The organism is Serratia sp. ME47, assembly GCF_903970925.1.
GTDB classification, from domain to species: Bacteria; Pseudomonadota; Gammaproteobacteria; order Enterobacterales; family Enterobacteriaceae; genus Serratia; species Serratia ureilytica.
Genome location: NZ_CAJCKE010000011.1, coordinates 25,184 through 50,889, shown reverse-complemented (window position 1 = coordinate 50,889; position 25,706 = coordinate 25,184). Strand labels below are relative to the sequence as shown.

Sequence of the window (25,706 nt, the reverse complement as noted above, 5' to 3'; positions counted from 1 at the left end):
CGGTAAAACTTTGTTGTCTGCTTTCACACCGGAAAGCATGCCGGATGCGTGTTGCTGCGCGAGGGAAAGTGATAGACTCGGCGGATTATTGTCAGCATATATCCTTCAGGTATGTAGGGTAAGCGAGCCTTCGGTACGGAGTAGAGTCATAACATGGCAAAAGATAAGAAACGTGGGTTTTTCTCCTGGCTGGGCTTTGGCCAGAAGGAAAAGGAAGAAGAGCAACAGCAACCTGAGCAGCCGGTAGAGCAGGCGGAAGCTCAGGCCGCGGAGACGCCGGCTGCACCGGCCGCCGCCAAGCTGGACGACAAGCTCCCCGCCCAGGAATCTGAACCTGCCGCCTCCGTCGACACCCCGGGAGAGTGGGATAACGGTCAGGCCGGCGAGCAAATCGCGGAAAATTTGCCGGCGGCGGCTGAACAGCCGGCGGCGCAAGCGCTGGCCGAAGAGATCGTCAGCGTCACCGAACAGGCGGCGGTGCAACAGCAACCGGTCGTTGAGCCTGAGCCGGTCGTTGAGCCTGAGCCGGTCGTTGAACCTGAGCCGGTCGTCGAGCCTGAGCCGGTCGTCGAGCCTGAGCCGGTCGTCGAGCCTGAGCCGGTCGTCGAGCCTGAGCCGGTCGTTGAGCCTGAGCCGGTCGTTGAACCTGAGCCGGTCGTCGAGCCTGAGCCGGTCGTTGAGCCTGAGCCGGTGGTTGAACCCGAGCCGGTCGTCGAGCCTGAGCCGGTTGTTGAGCCTGAGCCGGTCGTCGAGCCTGAGCCGGTCGTCGAGCCTGAGCCGGTCGTTGAACCTGAATCCGTGCCGGAAGTGGAAGAAGAACCGCTTGAGCCGGTGGTGCCGGCCGCGGCGCAAGAACAGGAAAGGCCGACCAAAGAAGGCTTCTTCGCCCGCCTGAAACGCAGCCTGCTGAAGACCAAACAAAACCTCGGCTCCGGCTTTATGGGGCTGTTCCGCGGTAAAAAGATCGACGACGATCTGTTCGACGAGCTGGAAGAACAGCTGCTGATCGCTGACGTCGGCGTGGATACCACGCGCAAAATCATCACCTCCCTGACCCAGCACGCCAGCCGCAAGCAGCTGAAAGATGCCGAAGCGCTGTACGGCAAGCTGAAGGAGGAAATGTCCGAAATTCTGGCCAAGGTCGATCAGCCGCTGGATGTCAGCGGGAAAACCCCGTATGTCATCTTGATGGTCGGCGTGAACGGCGTGGGTAAAACCACCACCATCGGCAAGCTGGCGCGTCAATTCCAGGCGGAAGGCAAGTCGGTGATGCTGGCGGCGGGGGATACCTTCCGCGCCGCCGCGGTGGAGCAGCTGCAGGTGTGGGGTGAACGCAACCGCATTCCGGTGGTGGCGCAGCATACCGGCGCGGATTCCGCTTCGGTGATCTTCGATGCGGTGCAGGCCGCCAAGGCGCGCGGCATTGATGTGTTGATCGCCGATACCGCCGGCCGTCTGCAGAACAAATCGCACCTGATGGAAGAGCTGAAGAAGATCGTCCGCGTCATGAAAAAACTGGACGACCAGGCCCCCCATGAGGTTATGCTGACGCTCGATGCCAGCACCGGCCAGAATGCGGTCAGTCAGGCGAAATTATTTAATGAGGCCGTGGGCTTAACCGGCATCACGCTGACTAAACTGGACGGTACCGCCAAGGGCGGGGTGATCTTCGCCATCGCCGATCAGTTCGGTATCCCGATCCGCTATATCGGCGTCGGGGAAGGCATCGAAGATTTGCGGCCGTTTAAGGCTGACGATTTTATTGAGGCACTTTTTGCCCGAGAGGATTAATACGGATGATTCGCTTTGAACAGGTCAGTAAAGCTTATCTGGGCGGACGGCAAGCGCTGCAGGGGGTTGATTTCCATCTGCGCCCGGCGGAGATGGCGTTTCTGACCGGCCATTCCGGCGCGGGGAAAAGTACCCTGCTGAAACTGATTTGCGGTATCGAACGGCCCAGCGCCGGCCACATCTGGTTTGGCGGTCACGACATCAGTCGCTTGAAAAACCGCGAGGTGCCGTTCCTGCGTCGGCAGATCGGCATGATCTTCCAGGATCACCACCTGCTGCTGGATCGCACGGTGTATGACAACGTGGCGATGCCGCTGATCATCGCCGGCGCCAGCACCGAAGATATCCGCCGCCGCGTTTCCGCCGCGCTGGACAAGGTCGGTTTGCTGGATAAAGCGAAAAACTTCCCGATTCAGCTGTCCGGCGGTGAGCAGCAGCGCGTGGGCATCGCCCGTGCGGTGGTGAACAAGCCGGCGGTGCTGCTGGCGGATGAACCGACCGGTAACCTGGATGATGCGCTGTCGGAAGGCATTCTGCGCCTGTTTGAAGAATTCAACCGCGTCGGCGTGACCGTACTGATGGCGACGCACGACACCGGGCTTATCGCCCGCCGCAATTACCGCATCCTGACGCTGAGCCAGGGCCGCATGCAAGGGGGCGCTCACCATGGCCAATAACGCAAAAACCGCCAAGAGCAAGGCGCTGCGCGGCGGCTGGCGCGAACAGTGGCGTTACGCCTGGATGAACGCCATCAAAGACATGCTGCGTCAGCCGTTGGCGACGCTGCTGACGGTGATGGTGATCGCCATTTCCCTGACGCTGCCGAGCGTGTGCTACATCGTGTGGAAAAACGTCAGCACCGCGGCCAGCCAGTGGTATCCAACGCCGCAGCTGACCGTTTATCTGGATAAATCGCTCGATGACGACGCCGCGCTGAAAGTGCTCGACGCCATCAAGGCGGAAGCCGGCGTGGAGAAGGTCAATTACCTGTCGCGTGAAGAAGCGCGCGGCGAGTTCCGCAACTGGTCGGGCTTTGGCGGCGCGCTGGACATGCTGGAAGAGAACCCGCTGCCGGCGGTGGCGATCGTCACGCCGAAGATGAGCTTCCAGAGTTCGGATACCCTCAACACCCTGCGCGATCGCGTAGCGGCGGTGCAGGGCGTGGAAGAAGTGCGTATGGATGACAGCTGGTTTGCCCGCCTGGCGGCGCTGACCGGGCTGGCGGGTCAGATCGCGGCGATCATCGGCGTGCTGATGATCGTGGCGGTGTTCCTGGTGATCGGCAACAGCGTGCGTCTGAGCATCTTCAGCCGCCGCGACACCATTAACGTGATGAAGCTGATCGGCGCCACCGACGGCTTTATTCTGCGGCCGTTCCTCAACGGCGGGGCGATGCTGGGTTTTGCCGGCGCGCTGCTGTCGCTGGTGTTGTCCGGCGCGCTGGTGTGGCAGCTGGAGTCGGTGGTCGCCGGGGTGGCCAAGGTATTCGGCACCACCTTCACCTTGCACGGGCTGGGCTGGGATGAGGCGCTGCTGCTGCTGATCATCTCCGCGATGATCGGCTGGATCGCCGCCTGGCTGGCGACGGTGCAACATTTACGCCGATTTACACCACAGTAAGATTTTTTTGGTATACTCTTCTCCTGCTGCTTTTGATCGCGTTGCGGGAGAAGAGTGACCTCAAGCGAAGTCAGCACCATCCCTCTCTTCTTAGCGCACAAATTCCCTATCGGCCTGCACCCTCGTCACGTATTGTCAGCAACAATGCTTGCAAAAAAGGGTGAACTTTTAGGGCGGAGTACGGTCAAAAATTGCAGCAAATGTTAAGGTGCCCGGCGTGTGGAACCGCTTTTGCTTCAGCAACTGCCGTAGAATCAATCATTTCCCCGCTGTAATAATCACCTGCATGATTTTGTATTCTCATAGAGAGGGTTTGAATGACCAAAGAAATGCAAACTTTAGCCTTAGTACCCCAAGGTAGCTTGGAAGCCTATATCCGGGCAGCCAACGCCTATCCGATGCTGACGGCAGAGGAAGAGCGGGAGCTGGCTGAACGGCTGCATTATCAGGGCGATCTGGATGCCGCTAAGCAGCTCATCCTGTCTCACCTGCGCTTTGTCGCTCATATTGCCCGCAACTATTCAGGCTATGGTCTGCCGCAGGCGGATCTGATTCAGGAAGGCAACATCGGCCTGATGAAAGCCGTTCGCCGCTTCAACCCGGAAGTCGGCGTGCGTCTGGTTTCCTTTGCGGTGCATTGGATTAAGGCGGAAATCCACGAGTACGTATTGCGCAACTGGCGCATTGTGAAAGTGGCGACCACCAAAGCGCAGCGCAAGCTGTTCTTTAACCTGCGCAAAACCAAACAGCGTTTGGGCTGGTTCAACCAGGACGAAGTGGAACTGGTGGCCCGTGAGCTGGGTGTAACCAGCAAAGACGTGCGCGAGATGGAATCGCGCATGGCGGCGCAGGACATGACGTTCGATCCGACTCCGGACGACGAGGCCCGCGATGGCCAGTCGATGGCGCCGGTGCTGTACCTGCAGGACAAGAGCTCGGACTTCGCCGAAGGCATCGAGGAAGATAACTGGGAAAGCAACGCCGCAGACAAACTGGCCTATGCGCTGGAAGGTCTGGACGAGCGCAGCCAGCATATCATCCGCGCCCGTTGGCTGGATGACGACAATAAGTCGACGCTGCAGGAGCTGGCCGATCAGTACGGCGTTTCCGCCGAACGCGTGCGCCAGCTCGAAAAGAACGCCATGAAGAAACTCAAAATGGCGATCGAAGCCTGAGTCGATGCGAGATTCGATAAAAAAAGCCCGGCAAGCCGGGCTTTTTAGTGCCTGAAATTCGGCGTTATGGCGCCACGGTGGCGAAGTCCGGCGCCGGGCAGTCGTAGCCGAATTTCGCCGCCCACGGATAACGGGTGCCGGTGTTGATATAGCGCTGATAAAGCGCCCGGCCGGTTTTGGCATCGCGTTTGATAACCCAGCTGGCGGCGTTACACAGCACGGCGGCATAGGCCTGGCTCTTCGGCGGCAGCAGATCGGCCGCCTGTTGCGCCAGCCCCACCGCCTGCCAGCGATAGTGCAGGAAACGGTTGTCTTCCTCCGGTAGCGCCGCCTTGGCGCGCGCCGCTTCGGCGCTGTCGATCCAGCTTTTATGCTTCAGCTCGCGGGTATCGAACGCATCCCCCAGATAGGAATAGCCGGCGCCATAGATGGCGTAATCCGGCGTCATCTCATAGCCGGTAAACTCCAGCCCCTGGGCGCGCAGCAGGTTGGCGGCGCGATAGTAAGCCTGCGCGCGCGTCAGCGGCGCAGCGGATTTGTCCTTGGCGGCCTTCAGCTCGTCGGCGAACTGCTGCGCCGCTTGCCGATAGTTGGGGATATCGAAGTAGGCCAGCGCCTCCGGCGATCGCCCGGCGCGCATCAGCCGCCGCGCCAGCAGTTCGCGCAGCTGCACCTCCGGCGTGATCTGCTGGCCGCCGTAATCGTCCGGATTAATCGGCTTGAGCGGCGTCGTCGGCGCCGGGGCGTGCTTATCGACAAAGCCTTTCAACTCATCGACGGTCAGCACCCGTTCCGCCACGTCGGCCACGTCGGCCCAGTAGAGCGCTTTGCCGCGATACAGCAGGTCCATCGCCTGCAGATAGTCGCCTCGGTTCAGCGCCAGGATGGCCTGTTCGCCGGCCACCCGGCACTCGGGCACGATGGTTTCCGCGACGAAGTCGGCGTTGCGCTGTTCACCCCAGCTTTCGTCGGCGGGGAACGCGCTTGCCGCCTTGGCGTAGGCGGCGGTGGCGGCTTTCACGTCACCGTCGCGCAGCGCCATTTTGGCGCGCAGCCACCATGCGAGGCCGCTGTCGCCGGCGTTTTTCAGCAGGCTCGCCGCCATCGGGTACTGCCCCGAACGGTAAGCCAGCGCCGCCAGCCGATCGCTGCCGGCGAAGCCGCTTTTCACTGAGCCGTCCAGCAGCGTCAGGATCTGGTTGATGATTTGCGCGGAGCGGCCGTTGCCGTCGGTATCCGCCATTTGCAGGTTGCCGCTGCGGGCGAACAGTTCAATGGTCACCAGCTGCTGGATCAACGGATCGCCGATAATCTGTTTCAGCGTGTCCAAATGGTCGGGGTTGACCAGGAAGCTGGAGACGTACTGCAGCGACTGCCCGCCGCTCGGATCGCCCTGCGCCGCCTGTTGCGCGTACAGATGGGCGGCGGGGGCGACGTCACCCAGCCACAGGTGGATGCGCGCCTGCTGCCCAAGGCTGCTCAGCGCCAACTGATCGGGATCGGCGGCGCCGCTTTTCACCCGGTCGATCACCTGCTGGAATGCCGTCAGCGCCTGTTCAAGCGCGGCTTTTGGCGGGTGCTCGGCGGCGGGGGCCGCTTCACCGGATTCGTTTACCGGCGTCCCGTGGTCAGCCATCAGTACGCGGCCAAGCGAATACTGCGCCCGCAGTCCCCAGTCGCCCTGCTCGGCGGCCGGTAGCTTCAGCACCTGTTGGAAATAGTCTGCGGCGCGCGGATCGTGGCTGGCGAAAGCCACGGCGCCCAGTTGATAGAGACGCGCGGCGTTGGACAACCCCTGCGTATTGACGGCGTCAGCCTCTTCCACCGTTTTGGCGGCGCGCATTTTGCCTATCGCTATCGTTTCCGGCGATTGCGGCATCGGTTTCGGCGGCATCGGCGGCGGCGGGGCTTGCCAGTGCGGCAACTGTTTATCCATCGGCACCAGCCGGCCGGCTTCGAAGGCGAAATTGCCCTCCGGCATATACAGCAGAGTGCCGTTGCGATCGATCAGCAGCCGGTTAGGAAAATCCGGGCCGCAGGCATAGCCGCCCAGCGGCAGTGCGGCGCCGATCAGCATGGCCAGCGGAAGAAGGCGGCGGGTGTTCCGTGCCGCGCGCGAATCAAGGTGTGACAAGGGTGCCTCCTGGCGTCAGTTGTTGGCAGCGCAGCCAGCCCAGCGGCCGGGATTGCCCGGCTCGCAGCTGGTCGCTGCTGATGCGAATAAAGCGTTGCCGTTGCGGTGCGGATTCCAGCCGGTAGTTGCCGACCGCGTCCGCCGCCAGGCAGTCGTCGGCGCGGATGACCACCTCTTGCGGCAGCGGGGCGTCCACCGGCCCGTTGTTATGAATTATCAGATCATACAGCCCGTTTTGCTGCGGCTGAGGCCTAAATTTTACCTGCCAGTCGACATTCAGCGGCCGCCGTTCGATCACCGCTCGCAGCGTGGCGAGCGACCAGGCGCGCCGATCGTCCGCCAGCGGCAGTCGGAACCAAATCACGCCGCGCAGTCGGGGCGGCGTTTGCTGCGCCAGCGTTTGCAGAAAATCGGCGATCTGCTGCGGCGCGACCGTCAGTTTGCGGCCGTTGCCGGCCACGCGCAGCGAGGATTCGCTCTCCACCTGCGCGCCTTGCGCATCAAACCCCAGCAGCGCCATGCCATAGGCCGGCAGCGCGACGCGAAACGGTTTCGGTGTGACGGCGGCGTACTGCCGCACCCAGCGCAGCGCCAAGGGGCCGTCAAACAGCCCCTGCTGCGGTGAGAGCACCGCATGCACTTGCAGAACGGAACTGTCGGCCTGTTGCAGTACGCCGGGCAAGTTGGGCGAGCCGATCCAGGCCGGCAGGGCGGTGATGCCGAGTTGCAAAGCGGCGGGCAGCCGTTGGCGCAGCCGCTGTAGAAAGCGTTGGTAGTCCGGCAGGCGGGCGGTGGCGGCATCATGATCGATCTCGACGCCGGTGACGGGCAGCCCGGCCGCCTGCCAGCGCTGGGTGATCGCCAGCAGACGCTGGATAATGGCTTCTTGGTCCAGCTGCGGCAGCTGGCCGTCGAGGCGCGCTACCAGCCAGAGCGGGCGGCCGTCCCGCTTCAGCAGGCTGAGATCGGCCGGGATTTCCCGCCAGCCTTCGCGTGGATGCACCTGCAGCGCCAGCACCCGCAGCGCGCCGAACAGATCGCGGCTGCGCGCCAGCGCATCGGCGTGTTGCGGCGTCCAAACCCGCTGCCAAACGTAAACCTGCTGATCCCAGCCTGAGGCCTGGCGCAGCGCCTGCTGACGCCCGGCGAACCAGGCCGCCAACCCCAGCGCAATCAAGACCAGCGCCGCCAGCCGGCGTTTCATTTTTGCCAGAGATCGCCCTGCGGCGCGAAGCCGCAGGCGCGCATGAAGTTATCGACTTCCCCACGTTCGCGCGGCGCCAGACCGGCGGTCGACAGCTGCCAATGGGCGACCTGCGGCAGCTGACGCTGTGCATCTTGCACCAGGTAAAGACCGACGCCGCGGCGGCGCGTCACTTCGCGTACCAGCAGATCCAGCAGTTCGGCGCGGTCGTCCTGCAGCGCAATTTTCACCGCGCCCAGCAGACGCTCGTTGAAGCGGGCGGCGAACAGCGCCTTGCCGCCGCTCAGCCAGCTCTGCCACTGTTCCGGCTGCTGGTGCGGCCAAATTTTACCGAGGTCGATAAGGTCTTGCGGGGACAGCGCGGTCAGGCGCTCGATGGTCAGTTTCATGCAGAATTTCCGCGCAGCTAAATGATGCCGACAGTGTAATAGATCTTGTGCAGAGCGTTGTGTAAGTTTTTCTGTACGATTACTGTGCAATATGTTTTTTGCACGGGGCATTTTCCGAGTAAATAGTTAGTAAACGGATTGTTAACCAGCACAACGCGCTACGCCTCAAGGTAAACAGCGCAGATTTAATTCGAATTTTATCCTGTTTACACCGCTTGTTTCTGCCGGATGAAGTTGATTTGCAGCAGAAAATTCCTGTTTAATGGTATGAAAAATAAAGTCTTATTAGAAAACAATGCCAAAAAAACGCCTAAATCATTATTACTTATAACAAAAGCGGTCAATAACGATCGGGCGCAGGCAAACACAACAGGTACGTTCACAACGACAGATGGGGATTTGCGGATGAAATTAACAACAGGTAAGGCACTGCTGGCGGGTTGTATTGCGATGGCCATGAGCCAGGCGGCCATGGCGAAAGACATCAAGGTGGCGATCGTCGGGGCAATGTCCGGCCCGGTCGCGCAGTATGGCGACATGGAATTTACCGGCGCGCGCCAGGCGATTGCCGACATTAATGCCAAGGGCGGCATCAAGGGCGACAAGCTGGTCGGCGTGGAATACGACGACGCCTGCGACCCGAAACAGGCGGTTGCGGTCGCCAACAAGGTGATCAACGACGGCATTCGCTACGTGATCGGCCACCTGTGCTCCTCTTCCACCCAGCCGGCGTCCGATATCTATGAAGACGAAGGCGTGATCATGATTACCCCGGCGGCCACCAACGCCGATCTGACCACCCGCGGCTACAAGATGATCCTGCGCACCACCGGTCTGGATTCGGATCAGGGCCCGACCGCCGCCAAATACATCCTCAGCGACATCAAGCCGAAGCGCATCGCCGTGGTGCACGACAAGCAACAATACGGCGAAGGCCTGGCGCGCTCGGTGCGCGACAGCCTGAAAAAACAGGGCACCGAAGTGGCGATGTTCGAAGGCATCACCGCCGGCGACAAAGACTTCTCCACCCTGGTGGCGCGCCTGAAGAAAGAGAATATCGACTTCGTGTACTTCGGCGGTTACTACCCGGAAATGGGCCAGATCCTGCGTCAGGCCAAGCAGGCCGGGTTGACTACCCGCTTCATGGGGCCGGAAGGCGTGGGCAACTCCTCACTGTCCAACATCGCCGGCGCCGCTTCGGAAGGCATGCTGGTGACGCTGCCGAAACGCTACGATCAGGTGCCTGCCAACCAGCCGATCGTCGATGCGTTGAAAGCCAAGAAGCTGGATCCGACCGGCCCGTTCGTCTGGACCACCTATGCCGCGCTGCAGTCGCTGACCACCGGCATGGAGCGCAGCGGCAGTCAGGAACCGGCGGACATCGTCAAGGATCTGAAAACCGGCAAGCCGGTGGAGACCGTGATGGGGCCGCTGACCTGGGATGACAAGGGCGATCTGAAAGGCTTCGAGTTCGGCGTGTTCGAATGGCATGCCAACGGCACGTCCACACCGATCAAATAGGCCATAATGATTAGGGTGGGGCGCAGCCCGCTGCGCCCGGCGGGTCGGCTTGTCGGCCCCGTCTCCCTTTACCCGCCGGTTCTCCGCCGGCGGGTTTCGCAGCCAAGGGTTCAGAGTATGTCAGAGCAGCTCCTCTATTTTCTGCAGCAGATGTTCAACGGCTTAACGTTGGGCAGCACCTATGCATTGATCGCCATCGGTTACACCATGGTTTACGGCATCATCGGCATGATCAACTTCGCCCACGGCGAGGTGTACATGATCGGCAGCTATGTCTCCTTTATCGTTATCGCCGCCCTGATGATGCTCGGCATCGACGTCGGCTGGCTGCTGATCGGCGCCGCGTTCCTGGTCTCGATCGTCATCGCCAGCGCCTACGGCTGGAGCATCGAGCGGGTGGCCTACAAGCCGGTGCGCAACTCCAAGCGCCTGATTGCGCTGATCTCGGCCATCGGCATGTCGATATTCCTGCAAAACTACGTCAGCCTGACGCAGGGCTCACGCGATCTGGCGCTGCCCAGCCTGGTGACCGGCCAGTGGGTGCTGGGGGAAAGCAACGGCTTCGCCGCCACCATCAGCACCATGCAGCTGACCATCTGGCTCGTGACCTTCCTGGCGATGCTGGCGCTGACGCTGTTTATCCGCTATTCGCGCATGGGCCGTGCCTGCCGCGCCTGTGCGGAAGATCTGAAGATGGCTAGCCTGCTGGGCATCAACACGGACCGGGTGATCTCGCTGACCTTCGTCATCGGTGCGGTGATGGCGGCGGTGGCCGGGGTGTTGCTCGGCCAGTTCTACGGCGTCATCAACCCTTACATCGGCTTTATGGCCGGTATGAAAGCCTTCACCGCCGCGGTTCTGGGCGGCATCGGCAGCATTCCGGGCGCGATGATCGGCGGCCTGGTGCTGGGCGTGGCGGAAGCGCTGACCTCCGCCTACCTGAGCACCGAATACAAAGACGTGGTGTCGTTCGCGCTGCTGATCGTGGTGCTGCTGATCATGCCGACCGGCATCCTCGGGCGTCCGGAGGTTGAGAAAGTATGAAACTCAATCTGCTCAATGCGCTGATCGCCACGGCGGTGCTGTTCGTGATGGCGTCGTTCCTGATGGGCATGCAGCTGAGCCTGGACGGCACCAAACTGGTGGTGCACGGCGCGGCGGAAGTGCGCTGGATGTGGATCGGCATCGGCTGCGTCATCGTCTTTTTCTTCCAGCTGTTGCGCCCGCTGCTGCTGCAGGGCCTGAAAAAGGTCTCCGGCCCGGCGTTCGTGCTGCCGAGCTTCGACGGCACCACGCTGCGGCAAAAGCTGCTGGCGGCTCTGCTGCTCGTCGCGGCGGTCGCCTGGCCGTTCCTGGTGTCGCGCGGCACGGTGGATATCGCCACCCTGACGCTGATCTACGTGATGCTGGGCCTCGGCCTCAACGTGGTGGTGGGCCTGTCCGGTCTGCTGGTGCTCGGCTACGGCGGTTTCTACGCCATCGGCGCCTACACTTATGCGCTGCTGAATCATTATTACGGCCTCGGCTTTTGGGAGAGCCTGCCGCTGGCGGGCATCGTCACCGCCGCCTTCGGCTTCCTGCTCGGTTTCCCGGTGCTGCGGCTGCGCGGCGACTATCTGGCGATCGTGACGCTCGGCTTCGGTGAGATCGTGCGCATCCTGCTGCTGAACAATACCGAGATCACCGGCGGGCCGAACGGCATCAGCCAGATCCCGAAACCGACCTTCTTCGGCCTGGAGTTTAACCGCAGCGTGCGCGACGGCGGCTGGGATACCTTCCATAACGTCTTCGGCCTGAAATATGATCCGAGCGATCGCATCGTATTTCTGTACCTGGTGGCGTTGCTGCTGGTAGTGCTGACGCTGTTCGTCATCAACCGCCTGCTGCGCATGCCGCTCGGGCGCGCCTGGGAAGCGTTGCGCGAAGATGAGATCGCCTGCCGCTCGCTGGGCCTCAGCCCGACGCGCATCAAGCTGACCGCCTTTACCATCAGCGCCGCGTTCGCCGGGTTTGCCGGCACGCTGTTTGCCGCGCGCCAGGGTTTCGTCAGCCCGGAATCCTTCACCTTCGTCGAGTCGGCCTTCGTGTTGGCGATCGTCGTACTGGGGGGCATGGGATCGCAGTTCGCGGTCATTCTGGCGGCGATCCTGCTGGTGGTGTCGCGCGAGCTGATGCGCGATCTGAATGAATACAGCATGCTGCTGCTGGGGGCGCTGATGGTGCTGATGATGATTTGGCGGCCGCAGGGGCTGTTGCCGATGAAGCGGCCGCAGCTGAAGCTGCAGGCGGCGGAAATTCACGCGGGCAAGGGGGAACAGGCATGAGCGTTCAACCTTTACTGCAGGTGGAAGGCCTGTCAATGCGTTTTGGCGGGCTGCTGGCGGTCAACAATGTCGCGTTGACGCTCAATGAAGGCGAAATCGTGTCGCTGATCGGCCCCAACGGCGCCGGTAAAACCACGGTGTTTAACTGCCTGACCGGTTTCTACCGCCCGAGCGGCGGCACCATCAAATTGCGCGATCGCCATCTGGAAGGGCTGGCGGGGCAGGCCATCGCCCGTATGGGCGTAGTGCGCACCTTCCAGCATGTGCGGCTGTTCCGTGAAATGACGGTGATTGAGAACCTGTTGGTGGCGCAGCATCAGCACCTGAAAAGCGGCGTGTTCGCCGGGCTGCTGAAAACCCCGGCCTTCCGCCGCGCCGAAGCCGAGGCACTGGCGCACGCAGCGGAGTGGCTGGAGCGCGTCGGCCTGCTATCGATGGCCAACCGTTCGGCGGGCAATCTGGCCTACGGGCAGCAGCGTCGGCTGGAGATCGCCCGCTGCATGGTGACCCGGCCGGAGTTGCTGATGCTGGACGAACCGGCCGCCGGTCTGAACCCGAAAGAGACCGACGAGCTGGATCATCTGATCGTCGAGCTGCGCGATCGGCATAAGGTCTCGGTGTTGCTGATCGAGCACGACATGAAGCTGGTGATGGGCATCTCCGATCGCATTTACGTGGTGAATCAGGGCACGCCGCTGGCGCAGGGCACACCGGCGGAGATCCGCAACAATCCGGACGTGATCCGGGCTTATTTGGGCGAATAATAATATGTTGTCATTCAATCAGGTATCCGCCCATTACGGCAAAATCCAGGCGCTGCATCAGGTCAGTCTCACGATTAGTCAGGGCGAAATCGTGACGTTAATCGGCGCCAACGGCGCCGGTAAAACCACGCTGCTCGGCACCCTGTGCGGCGAACCGCGCGCCAGCGAAGGCAGCATCGTCTTCCAGGGGCAGGACATCACCCAGTGGCAAACCTCGCGTATCATGCGCGAAGCGGTGGCGATCGTGCCGGAAGGGCGGCGAGTCTTCTCGCGCATGACGGTGGAAGAAAACCTGGCGATGGGCGGCTTCTTCGCCGATCGCCAGCAGTATCAACAGCGCATTGAACGGGTGTTCACGCTGTTCCCGCGCCTGCTGGAGCGCCGAAGCCAGCGCGCCGGCACCATGTCCGGCGGCGAACAGCAGATGTTGGCCATCGGCCGTGCGCTGATGAGCCAGCCGAAGCTGCTGCTGCTCGATGAACCTTCGCTTGGGCTGGCGCCCATCATCATTCAGCAGATCTTCGACATCATTCAGCAGCTGCGGGAAGAGGGCATGACCATCTTCCTGGTGGAGCAAAACGCCAATCAGGCGCTGAAATTGGCGGACCGCGGTTATGTGCTGGAAAACGGCCGCGTGGTGTTGGAAGATACGGGGGCTGCATTGTTAGCCAACGAAGCAGTGAGGTCGGCGTATTTGGGCGGTTAATCCGCCCCCCTACGAATTAAAATAATCAGGTACGAGAAGAAGAAATGAAGACAGAAGGGTTACTCGCGCAGCGCATCGTTAACGTAAAAAGTTCGGCCATCCGTGAATTGCTTAAGCACAGCAAGATGGAACACGTCATTTCGCTGGCGGGCGGCATCCCCTCTGATGCGCTGTTCGATTTCGAAGGATTGAGCATCGCCACCCAGCAGGCGATCACCGAACAGCCGAAAAGCGCATTCCAGTATGGCCTGACCGAGGGCAGCCCGCTGCTGCGTGAGCGCATTTGCACGCTGTGCGCCGAGCGCGGCGTCACCGCGCGCGCAGAAGAGGTGATGGTCACCGCCGGCTCTCAGCAGGCCCTGGATTTGGTGATGCGCGCCATCGTCAACCCGGGCGACGTGTTCGTGGTGGAGCGCCCGACCTACCTGGCGGCGCTGCAAACGCTGGAACTGGCGGAGGCCAACATCATGTCGGTCTCGTCCGACAGCGACGGCATGGTGGTGGAAGAGCTGGCCGAGCTGCTGAAAACCCAGCGCATCAAGGGCGTGTACGTGGTGCCGAACTTCGGCAACCCGAGCGGCATCACCCTCAGCGCCGCGCGCCGCGAACTGCTGGTGAAGCTGGCCGCCGAACATAACTTCCTGATCATCGAAGACGATCCGTACGGCGAGCTGCGTTTCACCGAAGAGCGCCACCCGACGCTGCATCAGGTGTCGCAGCGGGTGCTGGGCAATACCGACCACATCATCTATACCTCGACCTTCTCCAAGATCCTGGCGCCGGGCCTGCGCCTGGGATGGGCGATCCTGCCGCCGTTCCTGCTGCATAAAGTGGCGATCATCAAACAGGCGGCGGATCTGCACGCCAGCGCCCTGTCGCAGAGCATCGTCGAATGCTACCTCGGCCTGGATCGCCTGCCGGCCCAGATCGACAAGATCCGCGCCGCCTACAAACAGAAGGGTGAGATCCTGGCCGGTTTGGTGGAGCAGGAGCTGGGCGACTACATCACCTTCGATAAACCGAAGGGTGGCATGTTCCTGTGGGCGCGTTTCCGCCAGCCGTTCAACGCCACCGAATGGCTGAACACCACGCTGCAGCAGGGCGTAGTGTTCGTGCCGGGGGAATACTTCTTCTCCGACAACCCGGATCGTTCGACCTTCCGCCTGTCGTTCGCCACCGCCACCGAGCAGCAGATGCAAGAAGCGGTCGCGCGCCTGCGCCGTTCGCTATAAGCCTCGCGGCGGCGGAGCTGATGCCCGCCGCCGACATCAAACCGCCATCTTCACTTCACCTTGCCGTCATGTGGATGTCATCTAACGGTTATTTTTCTGTCATCCGCGCATGGCATGTTAGCTTCCGAACAAAAAACTGATTCTTTTCGCTCACGCGCTTTTACACCAGCTTTTTCAGGAGTTAGGCATGCTCACCTACGCTATTCGCAAAACCACGCTGTGCGTCGCATTGACCCTGGCGGTCAGCGCCCAGGCGTTGGCGGCGACAGAAATCCCGTTCTGGCATTCGATGGAAGGCGAACTGGGTAAAGAAGTGGACTCTCTGGCGGATCGCTTCAACCAGTCGCACAGCGACGTCAAGATTGTGCCGGTTTATAAAGGCAACTACGAGCAGAGCCTGGCGGCGGGTATCGCCGCTTACCGCTCCGGCAAGGCGCCGGCGATCCTGCAGGTTTACGAAGTGGGCACCGCCACCATGATGGCCAGCAAAGCCATCAAGCCGGTCTACGAAGTGTTTAAAGAGGCCGGCATCAACTTCGACGAATCGGTGTTCGTGCCGACGGTGGCCGGCTATTACACCGACAACAAGAGCGGCCATCTGCTGTCGCAGCCGTTCAACAGCTCCACGCCGGTGCTGTACTACAACAAAGACGCCTTCAAAAAGGCCGGCCTGAACCCGGATCAACCGCCGAAAACCTGGCAGGAACTGGCGGCGGATACCGCCAAACTGCGCGAAGCCGGCATGAAGTGCGGTTACGCCAGCGGCTGGCAGGGCTGGATCCAACTGGAGAACTTCAGCGCCTGGCATGGCGTGCCGTTCGCCAGTGAAAACAACGGCTTTGGCGGCACCAGCGCCAAGCTGGAGTTCAACCAACCGCTGCAGGTCAAACATATTACGCTGCTCGAAGCGATGAACAAGAAGGGCGACTTCACCTATTTCGGCCGCAAAGACGAATCCACCGAGAAGTTCTATAACGGCGACTGCGCCATCACCACCGCCTCATCCGGTTCGCTGGCGGACATCAAGCACTACGCCAAATTCAACTACGGCGTCGGCATGATGCCGTACGACGCCGACGCGAAAAATGCGCCGCAAAACGCCATCATCGGCGGGGCCAGCCTGTGGGTGATGAACGGCAAAGACGCCGCCACCTACAAGGGCGTGGCCGAATTCCTGCAGTACCTGGCGCAGCCGGAAATCGCCGCCGAATGGCACCAGAAGACCGGCTATCTGCCGATCACCACCGCGGCTTACGATCTGACCAAGCAGCAGGGCTTCTACGACAAGAACCCGGGGGCCGACGTCGCCACTCGTCAGATGCTGAACAAGCCGCCGTTGCCGTTCACCAAGGGCCTGCGCCTGGGCAACATGCCGCAGATCCGCAGCGTGGTGGATGAGGAGCTGGAAGGCGTGTGGACCGGCAAGAAAACGCCTCAGCAGGCGTTGGACGCCGCCGTGCAGCGCGGTGACGTGCTGCTGCGCCGCTTCGAAGCATCGACCAAGTAATCCCGCGTCGCGGGCCCGTCTGATCGGGCTCGCGTCTTCACGCCGATCCTTCCGTACCCGATTAATGGTTTAACTGCTATGTCATCTTCCCGTCCCGGTTTCGGCTGCAGCTGGTTGCCCTATGCGCTGGTGCTGCCGCAGCTGCTGATTACCGCTGTCTTCTTTTTATGGCCCGCCGGCGAAGCGCTGTGGTATTCGGTGCAGAGCCTCGATCCGTTCGGCCTGTCCAGCCAGTTTGTCGGGCTGGATAACTTTAAACAGCTGTTCCAGGATCCTTACTATCTCGACTCGTTCTACACCACGCTGATCTTCAGCTTCCTGGTGGCGGGCATCGGGCTGGCGGTTTCGCTGTTCTTCGCTGCGCTGGTGGACTACGTGCTGCGCGGCAGCCGCCTCTATCGCACGCTGATGATCCTGCCCTACGCGGTGGCGCCAGCGGTGGCGGCGGTGCTGTGGATCTTTCTGTTCAACCCCGGTCTGGGGTTGATCACCCATTTCCTCAATGGTCTGGGCTATAACTGGAATCATGCGCAAAACAGCGGCCAGGCGATGTTCCTGGTGGTGCTGGCCTCGGTATGGCAGCAGATAAGCTATAACTTCCTGTTTTTCCTCGCGGCGCTGCAGTCGATCCCGCGTTCGCTGGTGGAAGCGGCGGCCATCGACGGCGCCGGCCCGGTGCGGCGTTTCTTCCATCTGGTGCTGCCGCTGATCGCGCCGGTGAGCTTCTTCCTGCTGGTGGTCAATCTGGTGTACGCCTTCTTCGATACCTTCCCGGTGATCGACGCCGCCACCGGCGGCGGGCCGGTGCAGTCCACCACCACGTTGATCTACAAGATCTACCGCGAAGGCTTCGCCGGGCTGGATCTCTCCAGTTCCGCCGCGCAGTCGGTGATCCTGATGTTGCTGGTGATCGGCCTGACGGTGATCCAGTTCCGCTTCGTTGAACGTAAGGTGCGCTACCAATGATTGAGAATCGACGCGGGCTGGATGTCTTCAGCCATGTGATGCTGATTATCGGCGTGCTGGTGGTGCTGTTCCCGCTGTACGTGGCCTTTGTCGCCGCCACGCTGGACGACAAGCAGGTGTTTCAGGTGCCGATGACGCTGGTGCCCGGCGGGCACCTGTGGGAGAACATCCGCAATATCTGGCAGGGCGGCGTGGGCAACCTCAAGGTGCCGTTCTCGCTGCTGCTGCTCAACAGCGTGATCATGGCGCTGGCGATCACCTGCGGCAAGATCGCGGTGTCAGTGCTGTCGGCTTACGCCATCGTGTATTTCCGTTTCCCGCTGCGCAGCCTGTTTTTTTGGCTGATTTTCCTCACCCTGATGCTGCCGGTGGAAGTGCGCATTTTCCCGACGGTGGAGGTGATCTCCAACCTCAACCTGCTGGACAGCTATACCGGCCTGACGCTACCGCTGATGGCCTCGGCCACCGCCACCTTCCTGCTGCGCCAGTTCTTCATGACGCTGCCGGATGAGCTGCTGGAGGCGGCGCGCATCGACGGCGCCGGGCCGATGCGTTTCTTCTGGGACATCGTGTTGCCGCTGTCGAAAACCAATCTGGCGGCGCTGTTCGTCATCACCTTTATTTACGGCTGGAACCAATACCTGTGGCCGATCCTGATCACCAGCGACGTTTCGATGGGCACCGCGGTGGCGGGCATCAAGAGCATGATCTCCACTTCCGGCGCGCCGACCCAGTGGAACCAGGTGATGGCGGCGATGATTCTGACTTTATTGCCACCGCTGGCGGTGGTGCTTCTGATGCAGCGCTGGTTTGTGCGCGGTCTGGTTGATAGCGAGAAATAACGACGATGGCAGGATTAAAACTACAGGCGGTCACCAAGTCTTACGACGGTAAAACGCCGGTGATCAAACAGATCGACCTCGACGTGGCGGACGGTGAATTCATCGTGATGGTCGGCCCGTCCGGCTGCGGCAAATCCACGCTGCTGCGGATGGTGGCCGGACTGGAGCGCACCACCAGCGGCGATATCTATATCGATACCCGGCGCGTGACCGATCTGGAGCCCAAGGATCGCGGCATCGCGATGGTGTTCCAGAACTACGCGCTCTATCCGCACATGAGCGTGTACGACAACATGGCTTACGGCCTCAAGATCCGCGGTTTCGGCAAGGAGCATATCCGCCAGCGAGTGGAGGAAGCGGCGCGCATCCTGGAGCTGGAGCCGCTGCTCAAACGTAAACCGCGCGAACTTTCCGGCGGCCAGCGCCAGCGCGTGGCGATGGGGCGCGCCATCGTGCGCGAACCGGCGGTGTTCCTGTTCGATGAACCGCTGTCCAACCTGGACGCCAAGCTGCGGGTGCAGATGCGCCTGGAGCTGCAACAGCTGCACCGACGCCTGAAAACCACCAGCCTGTACGTGACTCACGACCAGGTGGAGGCGATGACGCTGGCGCAGCGGGTGATCGTAATGAACAAGGGCGTGGCGGAGCAGATCGGCACCCCGAGCGAAGTGTACCAACGGCCGGCTTCGCTGTTCGTCGCCGGCTTTATCGGCTCGCCGGCGATGAACCTGTTGCCAGGCACCCTGAGCGCCGACGGCGGCCAGCTGCTGCTGGCGGACGGCATGACGCTGCCGTTGCCGGCGGCCAAGCCGCAGTGGGCGGGGCGGCCGTTGACGCTGGGCATTCGGCCGGAGCATATTCAGCTGGTGGCGCAAGGCCAGGGCGTGCCGCTGCAGCTGCAGACGCTGGAACTGCTGGGGGCCGACAATCTGGCGCACGGCCAGTGGGGCGGTCACGGGGTGATCGCGCGGCTGTCGCATGAAACCTTGCCGACGGCGGGCAGTACGCTATATTTGCAGCTGCCTGCTCAGGCGCTGCACTTCTTTGACACCCACAGCGGATTACGGATGGATTGATGACGAGACCCTGGCCTTACCCTCATATTGTCGCCCACCGCGGCGGCGGTTCTCTGGCGCCGGAAAACACTCTGGCGGCGATCGACGTCGGCGCGCGCCACGGCCACAAGATGATCGAGTTCGACGCCAAGCTGGCGCAGGACGGGCAAATTTTCCTGCTGCACGACGACACGCTGGATCGCACCAGCAACGGTTGGGGCGTGGCGGGCGAGCTGCCGTGGGACAAACTGGTGCAGCTGGACGCCGGCAACTGGTACAGCTCGGCCTTCAAGGGCGAGCGGCTGCCGCTGCTGTCGGAGGTGGCGGAACGCTGCCGGGAACACGGCCTGATGGCCAATATCGAGATCAAACCGACCACCGGCAGCGACGATGAAACCGGGCGGGTGGTGGCGCTGGCGGCGCGGTTGCTGTGGCAAGGGCAGACCGACCCGCTGCTCTCCTCCTTCTCGGTGGAAGCGTTGGCGGCGGCGCAACGCACCGTGCCGGACTTGCCGCGCGGCCTGCTGCTGGAGGCCTGGGACGACAACTGGCGCGAGCTGACGGAGCGTCTGGATTGCGTCTCGCTGCATATCGACCACAAAGCGCTGACCGCTGAGCGGGTGAAAGCGTTGAAAGACGCCGGTCTACGCATTCTGGTGTATACCGTCAACCAACCGGATCGCGCGCGTCTGCTGCTCGACTGGGGCGTTGACTGCATTTGCACCGACCGGATAGATTTGATTGGCCCGGATTTTTAATCCGGCGCCGATGAATCCCGCGACGACAAGCCTTGCCGCCGCGCCACCGGAAGGAATGCGATGCCAGGCTTTATGATGTCACTGTGGCACCAGATCGTGCTGTCTTTACCGCTGTTCGTCCTGATCGCGTTGGGTTATGGGCTGATTCGCTGGGGGAAATGGCCTTCCAGCATCACCGATGGCCTGACGCGCTTCGTGTTTTCCCTCGCTTTGCCCGCCATGCTGTTTCGCATGATGTGCGATTTCTCGCAGCGCCCGGCGGTCGACGCCCGGCTGCTGATCGCGTTCTTCGGCAGTTGCCTGCTGGTGTTCGTGCTCGGCCGCCTGGTCGCCCGGCACCTCTTCCGGCTGGATGGGGTCGCTGGTTCGGTGTTTGCGCTGGGCGGTATTTTCTCCAATAACGTGATGCTCGGTTTACCGATCGCCAGTGTGATGCTGGGGCAGGCGGCGATCCCGTCGGTGGCGCTGGTGCTGGTGTTCAACGGCCTGATCCTGTGGACGCTGGTGACGGTGTCGATCGAATGGGCGCGCAACGGCTCGCCGACGCTGAGCGGCTTTGCCAAAACCGCCCGCAGCGTGCTGACCAACCCGTTGATCGTCGGCATCCTGTCCGGCACCCTGTTCAGCCTGACCGGCCTGCCGCTGCCGGCCTTCGTCGATCGGCCGGTCAGCATGCTCGGCCAGGTGGCGGCACCGCTGTCGCTGGTGGTGCTCGGCATGGGCCTGGCGGAGTATCGCATCAGCGAAGGCTGGCAGCTGAGCAGCGCCATCTGCGTGCTGAAGTTGCTGGTGCAGCCGTTGGTGATTTGGCTGCTGGCCTGGATGATGGATCTGCCGCCGATGGAGACCCGCGTGGTGGTGCTGTTGGGCTCAATGGCGGTGGGGGTGAACGTCTACCTGATGTCGCGCCAGTTCAATACGCTCACCGGCCCGGCCGCCACCAGCCTGGTGATGTCCACCGTGCTGGCGGCGATCACCACGCCGCTGATCCTCACCGTTATGGGCGTGCGGGCGTAGCCGGCATCGGCGCCTGCGGCACCGCCGGCGCGGTGCGATTGAACGGATCGCGCGGCTGGTTGCCGTTAGGCAGCAGTTGCCCGCCGTTCGGCGCGGTTTGCAACAGCTGTTGCCGTTGATTGTCGAACTGTCGCTGCTGCTGGAGGCGGCGTTGATCCATCTGCCGGTTGTTCAACAAGCGCTGTTGTTGCGCCTGCTGGCTGTTTTGGTTGAGTAACTGCTGCTGTGAGCGCAGGTCGGTTACGCCGTTGGCCGCCGCCGCCAACCCAGGCAGCAACAGTAGAGCGAACAGAATGTGAGAAGTTTTCATGATGGTTACCTCGCCTTTTTATTAAGCCTAACTCAGCGGTGAAATTTTGCCGGTAGTTTGTATTTTGTTCAGATGTAAACCGCCTTTCATCCCCTTATGCGTCCATCTTCCGTTACAATCGCGGTTTATGAATTGTTAGGATGAACCCATCGTGCTGCTCTTGGTTATCACCACCATTCTGTGGGCGTTCTCTTTCAGCCTGATCGGCGAATATTTGGCGGGCCATGTCGACAGCTGGTTCTCGGTGCTGATGCGCATCGGGCTGGCGGCGCTGGTGTTCCTGCCGTTCCTGCGCTGGCGCAACATCAAACTCAAGGTGATCCTGCTGTATATGCTGGTGGGCGCCTTCCAGCTGGGCATCATGTACCTCATCAGCTTCCGCGCCTATCTCTATCTGACGGTGCCGGAGTTCCTGTTGTTCACCGTGCTGACGCCATTGTACATCACGCTGATCTACGACTTGCTGAGCGGCCGTCGCCTGCGCTGGGGCTACGCCTTCAGCGCGCTGCTGGCGGTGCTGGGCGCGGCGATCATTCGCTATCACCAACTGAGCGAACACTTCTGGTGGGGGCTGTTGCTGGTGCAGGCGGCGAACATCAGCTTCGCCATCGGCATGGTCGGCTATAAGCGCCTGATGGAAGTGCACCCCTTGCCGCAGCACACCGCCTTTTCCTGGTTCTACCTGGGGGCGGCGGCGGTGGCGGTGGTGGCTTGGTTCCTGTGGGGCAATCCGCAGCAGCTGCCAACCACCAATCTGCAGTGGGGCGTGCTGATCTGGCTGGGCGTGGTGGCGTCGGGGTTGGGTTACTTCATGTGGAACTACGGCGCGACGCAGGTCGATGCCGGCACGCTCGGCATCATGAACAACATGCATGTGCCGGCCGGCTTGTTGGTCAACCTGGCCATTTGGCAGCAGCAGCCGCACTGGCCGAGCTTTATCCTCGGTGGGGCGGTGATCGTCGCTTCGCTGTGGGTGCACCGCCGCTGGGTGGCGCCGAAACAGCTCGGCTAAACGGGGGCCGGCAGTTTATACGCCGGCCGCCAACGCTTTGGCGCCGGTCGCGCCAGGGCGTGCGGCGTCGCGCACGAACGGCAGATGATCGCAGGCGTGCTGGCGGGCCGAGCGGATAAAGGCTTCGGTCACCGCCTGGCGCTGTTCACCGTCGCGCACGGCGGCGTACAGGCGGCTCCACAGGCCGTCACCCAGGGTTTTGGTCACCACCAGCCCCTGCCGTTCGAAACTTTCCACCACCCAATGCGGCAGCGCCGCAATCCCCATCCGCGCCGAGACCATCTGGATCAGCAGCAGCGTGTTATCGACGTTCTTCAACGCCGGGTTGACGCCCGCCGGCTGCAGGAAATGCCGCCAGATATCCAGCCGCTGGCGCTGCACCGGGTAAATCAACAGCGTTTCATCGCTCAAGTCTTCCGGCTCGATGTGCGGCTTGCCGGCGAGCGGATGATCCGGCGCCAGCACCAGACGCACCTCAAAATCGAACATCGGCGAATAGTGCAGGCCGCTGCGCGGCAGGATATCCGACGTCATCACCAGATCCAGCTCGCCTTGTTGCAGGGCCGGCTGCGGATCGAAAGTGACGCCGGAGGTGAAGTCCATCACTACCTGCGGGAAACGCTGGCGGAAGTTGTCCAGCGCCGGCGTCAACCACTGAATGCAGCTGTGGCATTCGATGGCGATGCGCAGCGTGGTTTGATGCGGCTCGTGGCAGGCCTGCAGCGCCTGCTGGATCTGCGGCAGCACCTGTTCCGCCAGCTGCAGCAGGATCTCGCCCTGGGCGGTGAAGCGCAGGGGCTGGCTCTTGCGCACGAACAGCTTGAAGCCCAGACGTTGCTCAAGATCGCTGAACTGGTGCGACAGGGCAGACTGCGTCTGATGAAGTTGGGCCGCCGCCCCCGCCAACGAACCGCTGTTGCGCAGAGCCTGCAGCGTCCGTAAATGTTTCAGTTCGATCATGAGAGTCCTTCACATTGACAGTGAATAAATTGCGCTTGTGGTTAATACAGTACCTGCTGATTATGGATGTGTAAACATCTGGACGGCTAAATGGGGAATATGACGATGGCAATCTTGAATCACACACTGGGTTTTCCTCGCGTTGGGCTACGACGTGAGCTGAAAAAAGCTCAGGAAAGCTACTGGGCTGGCAACTCAACGCAGGAAGAGCTGTTGGCGGTTGGCCGCGAGCTGCGCGCTCGTCATTGGCAGCAGCAACGGCAGGCCGGGGTGGATTTGGTGCCGGTCGGCGATTTCGCCTGGTACGATCATGTGTTGACCACCAGCCTGCTGCTGGGCAACGTGCCGGCGCGCCATCAGAATGCGGATGGCTCTATTGATCTGGACACGCTGTTCCGCATCGGCCGTGGCCGCGCACCGACCGGCGAGCCGGCGGCCGCGGCGGAAATGACCAAATGGTTTAACACCAACTATCACTACATGGTGCCCGAATTCCAGCAAGGCCAGCAGTTCAAGCTGGGCTGGACCCAACTGCTGGACGAAGTGGACGAAGCGCTGGCGCTGGGGCATCACATCAAGCCGGTGCTGCTTGGCCCGGTGACTTATCTGTGGTTGGGTAAAGTGAAGGGCGAGCCGTTCGACCGCCTGTCGCTGCTGAAAGAGATCCTGCCGGTTTACCAGCAGGTGCTGGCGGAACTGGCGAAGCGCGGCGTCGAGTGGGTGCAAATCGACGAACCTGCGCTGGTGCTGGAGCTGCCGCAAGCCTGGCTGGACGCCTTCAAACCGGCGTATGACGCGTTGCAGGGGCAGGTTAAGTTGCTGTTGACCACGTATTTCGACAGCGTCGGCCACAACCTCGACACCATTCGCACGCTGCCGGTGCAGGGGCTGCACGTCGATCTGGTCGCCGGCCATGACGATATCGCCGCGCTGAGCGCCGTATTGCCGCAAGACTGGCTGCTGTCGCTGGGCGTGATCAACGGCCGCAACGTTTGGCGCGCCGATCTGAGCCGCTGGTTCGAACGTCTGCAGCCGCTGGTGGGACAGCGCCCGCTATGGATCGGCACCTCCTGTTCACTGCTGCACAGCCCGATCGATCTGAGCGTGGAAAGCCGTCTGGACGAAGAAGTGAAAAGCTGGTTCGCCTTCGCCCTGCAAAAATGCGCCGAGCTGGCGCTGTTGAGCTCGGCGCTGAACGCGCCTGACGCGACGAAACAGGCCGAGCTGGACGCCTACAGCGCGCCGATCCGCGCCCGTCGCCAGTCGAACCGCGTGCATAACCCACAGGTTGAGCGCCGTCTGGCCGCGATCACCGCGCAGGACTGCGAACGCCGCAGCGCGTACGCCGAGCGCGCCAGGGCGCAGCGCGAGCGTTTCAAGCTGCCGGCCTGGCCGACGACGACCATCGGTTCGTTTCCACAGACCACCGAAATCCGCGGCCTGCGTCTGGACTTCAAACAGGGCCGTTTGGACGGCAGCAACTACCGCACCAGCATCGGTGAGCACATCAAACAGGCGATCGTCGAGCAGGAGCGCCTCGGGTTGGACGTACTGGTGCACGGTGAAGCCGAGCGCAACGACATGGTGGAATATTTCGGTGAGAACCTCGACGGCTTCGTGTTTACCCAGAATGGTTGGGTGCAGAGCTACGGTTCCCGCTGCGTGAAGCCGCCGGTGATCATCGGTGACGTCAGCCGCCCGGAAGCCATTACCGTCGAATGGGCCAAATTCGCCCAGTCGTTGACCGACAAGCCGGTGAAAGGCATGTTGACCGGGCCGGTGACCATCCTGTGCTGGTCGTTCCCGCGTGAAGACGTGACCCGCGAAGTGATCGCCAAGCAGATTGCGCTGGCGCTGCGCGACGAGGTGGAGGATTTGGAAAAAGCCGGCATCGGCATCATTCAGATCGACGAACCTGCGCTGCGCGAGGGGCTGCCGCTGCGACAATCCGACTGGGCCGCCTACCTGAACTGGGCGGTGGACGCCTTCAAATTGAACGCCGCCGTGGCGCAGGATGACACCCAGATCCACACCCACATGTGTTACTGCGAGTTCAACGACATCATGGACTCCATCGCCGCGCTGGACGCCGACGTGATCACCATCGAGACCTCGCGTTCCGATATGGATCTGCTGGAAGCCTTCAAAGAGTTCGAATACCCGAACGAAATCGGGCCGGGCGTCTACGATATCCACTCGCCGAACGTGCCGAGCGTGGAATGGATCGAAGCGCTGCTGCGTAAAGCAGCGCAGAACATCCCGGCGGAACGCCTGTGGGTCAACCCCGATTGCGGCCTGAAAACTCGCGGTTGGCCGGAAACCCGGCAGTCGCTGGCCAACATGGTATTGGCGGCGCAGCGCCTGCGCGAGCACGCGTGATGCCGTGCGGCGGGTAAACCGCCGCAGATAGATTTACTGG

Annotated in this window: 23 protein-coding genes; 18 read left to right on the top strand and 5 right to left on the bottom strand. The window is 61.9% G+C overall.

Translation table 11 applies throughout. The features are described from left to right. Positions 1 to 153 precede the first annotated feature (153 nt). The 4 genes from ftsY to rpoH all read left to right on the top strand — a co-directional run bounded on the left by ftsY (position 154) and on the right by rpoH (position 4,586). Positions 154 to 1,791, top strand: a complete 1,638-nt coding sequence (gene ftsY, locus H7A77_RS12925) for a signal recognition particle-docking protein FtsY (RefSeq protein ID WP_182074291.1) — start codon at positions 154 to 156, stop codon at positions 1,789 to 1,791. 5 nt (positions 1,792 to 1,796) lie between these two features. Then, entirely contained in the window at positions 1,797 to 2,468 is a 672-nt protein-coding gene (gene ftsE / locus H7A77_RS12920; protein ID WP_004934337.1) for a cell division ATP-binding protein FtsE, read from the top strand. After that, positions 2,458 to 3,411, top strand: a complete 954-nt coding sequence (ftsX, locus tag H7A77_RS12915; protein WP_033636680.1) for a permease-like cell division protein FtsX — start codon at positions 2,458 to 2,460, stop codon at positions 3,409 to 3,411. Before ftsE ends, ftsX begins: the two co-directional genes overlap by 11 nt. A gap of 317 nt (positions 3,412 to 3,728) precedes the next feature. Continuing rightward, positions 3,729 to 4,586: an RNA polymerase sigma factor RpoH gene (gene rpoH, locus H7A77_RS12910; RefSeq protein ID WP_004934345.1), complete on the top strand. Its 858-nt coding sequence runs from the start codon at positions 3,729 to 3,731 to the stop codon at positions 4,584 to 4,586. A gap of 64 nt (positions 4,587 to 4,650) precedes the next feature. Here rpoH and H7A77_RS12905 read toward each other — a convergent pair whose 3' ends face one another. The 3 genes from H7A77_RS12905 to panM are packed head-to-tail and all read right to left on the bottom strand — an operon-like array spanning position 4,651 to position 8,313. Then, complete coding sequence (locus tag H7A77_RS12905) at positions 4,651 to 6,663, bottom strand: hypothetical protein (protein ID WP_370528324.1); 2,013 nt, start codon at positions 6,661 to 6,663, stop codon at positions 4,651 to 4,653. A gap of 43 nt (positions 6,664 to 6,706) precedes the next feature. Beyond that, a complete protein-coding gene (locus tag H7A77_RS12900) occupies positions 6,707 to 7,924 on the bottom strand; it encodes a DUF3142 domain-containing protein (RefSeq protein ID WP_182074289.1) in 1,218 nt (405 codons plus the stop codon). After that, entirely contained in the window at positions 7,921 to 8,313 is a 393-nt protein-coding gene (gene panM, locus H7A77_RS12895; protein WP_033644987.1) for an aspartate 1-decarboxylase autocleavage activator PanM, read from the bottom strand. Before panM ends, H7A77_RS12900 begins: the two co-directional genes overlap by 4 nt. 405 nt (positions 8,314 to 8,718) lie before the next feature. Here panM and H7A77_RS12890 point away from each other — a divergent pair, with 405 nt between their 5' ends. The 12 genes from H7A77_RS12890 (at position 8,719) to H7A77_RS12835 (ending at position 21,005) form a co-directional block, all read left to right on the top strand. Beyond that, a complete protein-coding gene (locus tag H7A77_RS12890; RefSeq protein WP_025304902.1) occupies positions 8,719 to 9,834 on the top strand; it encodes a branched-chain amino acid ABC transporter substrate-binding protein in 1,116 nt (371 codons plus the stop codon). Between the two features lie 117 nt (positions 9,835 to 9,951). Then, on the top strand, positions 9,952 to 10,878 hold the full coding sequence (gene livH / locus H7A77_RS12885) for a high-affinity branched-chain amino acid ABC transporter permease LivH (RefSeq protein ID WP_015376290.1): 927 nt from the start codon (positions 9,952 to 9,954) through the stop codon (positions 10,876 to 10,878). Next, a complete protein-coding gene (locus H7A77_RS12880; protein WP_182074288.1) occupies positions 10,875 to 12,158 on the top strand; it encodes a high-affinity branched-chain amino acid ABC transporter permease LivM in 1,284 nt (427 codons plus the stop codon). Before livH ends, H7A77_RS12880 begins: the two co-directional genes overlap by 4 nt. Beyond that, on the top strand, positions 12,155 to 12,922 hold the full coding sequence (gene livG / locus H7A77_RS12875; RefSeq protein ID WP_069100525.1) for a high-affinity branched-chain amino acid ABC transporter ATP-binding protein LivG: 768 nt from the start codon (positions 12,155 to 12,157) through the stop codon (positions 12,920 to 12,922). The genes H7A77_RS12880 and livG overlap by 4 nt, the downstream gene beginning before the upstream one ends. Positions 12,923 to 12,926: 4 nt before the next feature. Further along, the gene (gene livF / locus H7A77_RS12870; RefSeq protein WP_004934391.1) at positions 12,927 to 13,628 is read left to right on the top strand and encodes a high-affinity branched-chain amino acid ABC transporter ATP-binding protein LivF; all 702 of its coding nucleotides are present in this window, start codon (positions 12,927 to 12,929) and stop codon (positions 13,626 to 13,628) included. Between the two features lie 44 nt (positions 13,629 to 13,672). Beyond that, on the top strand, positions 13,673 to 14,860 hold the full coding sequence (locus H7A77_RS12865; RefSeq protein ID WP_182074287.1) for a PLP-dependent aminotransferase family protein: 1,188 nt from the start codon (positions 13,673 to 13,675) through the stop codon (positions 14,858 to 14,860). 187 nt (positions 14,861 to 15,047) lie between these two features. Beyond that, positions 15,048 to 16,367 (top strand): sn-glycerol-3-phosphate ABC transporter substrate-binding protein UgpB, encoded by a 1,320-nt coding sequence (gene ugpB, locus H7A77_RS12860; RefSeq protein ID WP_182074286.1) that lies wholly within the window; start codon positions 15,048 to 15,050, stop codon positions 16,365 to 16,367. Positions 16,368 to 16,445: 78 nt separating this feature from the next. Continuing rightward, positions 16,446 to 17,333, top strand: coding sequence for a sn-glycerol-3-phosphate ABC transporter permease UgpA (ugpA, locus tag H7A77_RS12855; protein ID WP_015376293.1), 888 nt, complete (start codon positions 16,446 to 16,448; stop codon positions 17,331 to 17,333). Next, positions 17,330 to 18,175 carry a sn-glycerol-3-phosphate ABC transporter permease UgpE gene (gene ugpE / locus H7A77_RS12850; RefSeq protein WP_182074285.1) on the top strand — a complete coding sequence of 282 codons (846 nt, stop codon included), beginning with the start codon at positions 17,330 to 17,332 and terminating at the stop codon, positions 18,173 to 18,175. The genes ugpA and ugpE overlap by 4 nt, the downstream gene beginning before the upstream one ends. A 5-nt stretch (positions 18,176 to 18,180) precedes the next feature. Then, positions 18,181 to 19,251: a sn-glycerol-3-phosphate import ATP-binding protein UgpC gene (locus H7A77_RS12845; RefSeq protein ID WP_043137521.1), complete on the top strand. Its 1,071-nt coding sequence runs from the start codon at positions 18,181 to 18,183 to the stop codon at positions 19,249 to 19,251. After that, entirely contained in the window at positions 19,251 to 19,988 is a 738-nt protein-coding gene (gene ugpQ / locus H7A77_RS12840; RefSeq protein WP_033644980.1) for a glycerophosphodiester phosphodiesterase, read from the top strand. Before H7A77_RS12845 ends, ugpQ begins: the two co-directional genes overlap by 1 nt. A 60-nt stretch (positions 19,989 to 20,048) precedes the next feature. Then, a complete protein-coding gene (locus H7A77_RS12835; RefSeq protein WP_047573112.1) occupies positions 20,049 to 21,005 on the top strand; it encodes an AEC family transporter in 957 nt (318 codons plus the stop codon). Here the strand turns inward: H7A77_RS12835 and H7A77_RS12830 are convergent. Next, entirely contained in the window at positions 20,986 to 21,315 is a 330-nt protein-coding gene (locus tag H7A77_RS12830) for a hypothetical protein (RefSeq protein ID WP_033652650.1), read from the bottom strand. The two genes, H7A77_RS12835 and H7A77_RS12830, sit on opposite strands and share 20 nt — an antisense overlap. A gap of 151 nt (positions 21,316 to 21,466) precedes the next feature. On the opposite strand from H7A77_RS12830, the gene H7A77_RS12825 reads away from it, so the two are divergent. Beyond that, complete coding sequence (locus H7A77_RS12825; RefSeq protein ID WP_033652651.1) at positions 21,467 to 22,327, top strand: carboxylate/amino acid/amine transporter; 861 nt, start codon at positions 21,467 to 21,469, stop codon at positions 22,325 to 22,327. Positions 22,328 to 22,342: 15 nt separating this feature from the next. On the opposite strand, the gene metR is transcribed toward H7A77_RS12825, so the two are convergent. After that, positions 22,343 to 23,287: an HTH-type transcriptional regulator MetR gene (gene metR, locus H7A77_RS12820; protein ID WP_016929455.1), complete on the bottom strand. Its 945-nt coding sequence runs from the start codon at positions 23,285 to 23,287 to the stop codon at positions 22,343 to 22,345. A 90-nt stretch (positions 23,288 to 23,377) separates the two neighbouring features. Between metR and metE the strand changes: the two genes are divergently transcribed. Next, the gene (gene metE, locus H7A77_RS12815; protein ID WP_084587943.1) at positions 23,378 to 25,666 is read left to right on the top strand and encodes a 5-methyltetrahydropteroyltriglutamate--homocysteine S-methyltransferase; all 2,289 of its coding nucleotides are present in this window, start codon (positions 23,378 to 23,380) and stop codon (positions 25,664 to 25,666) included. Positions 25,667 to 25,706: the final 40 nt, after the last annotated feature.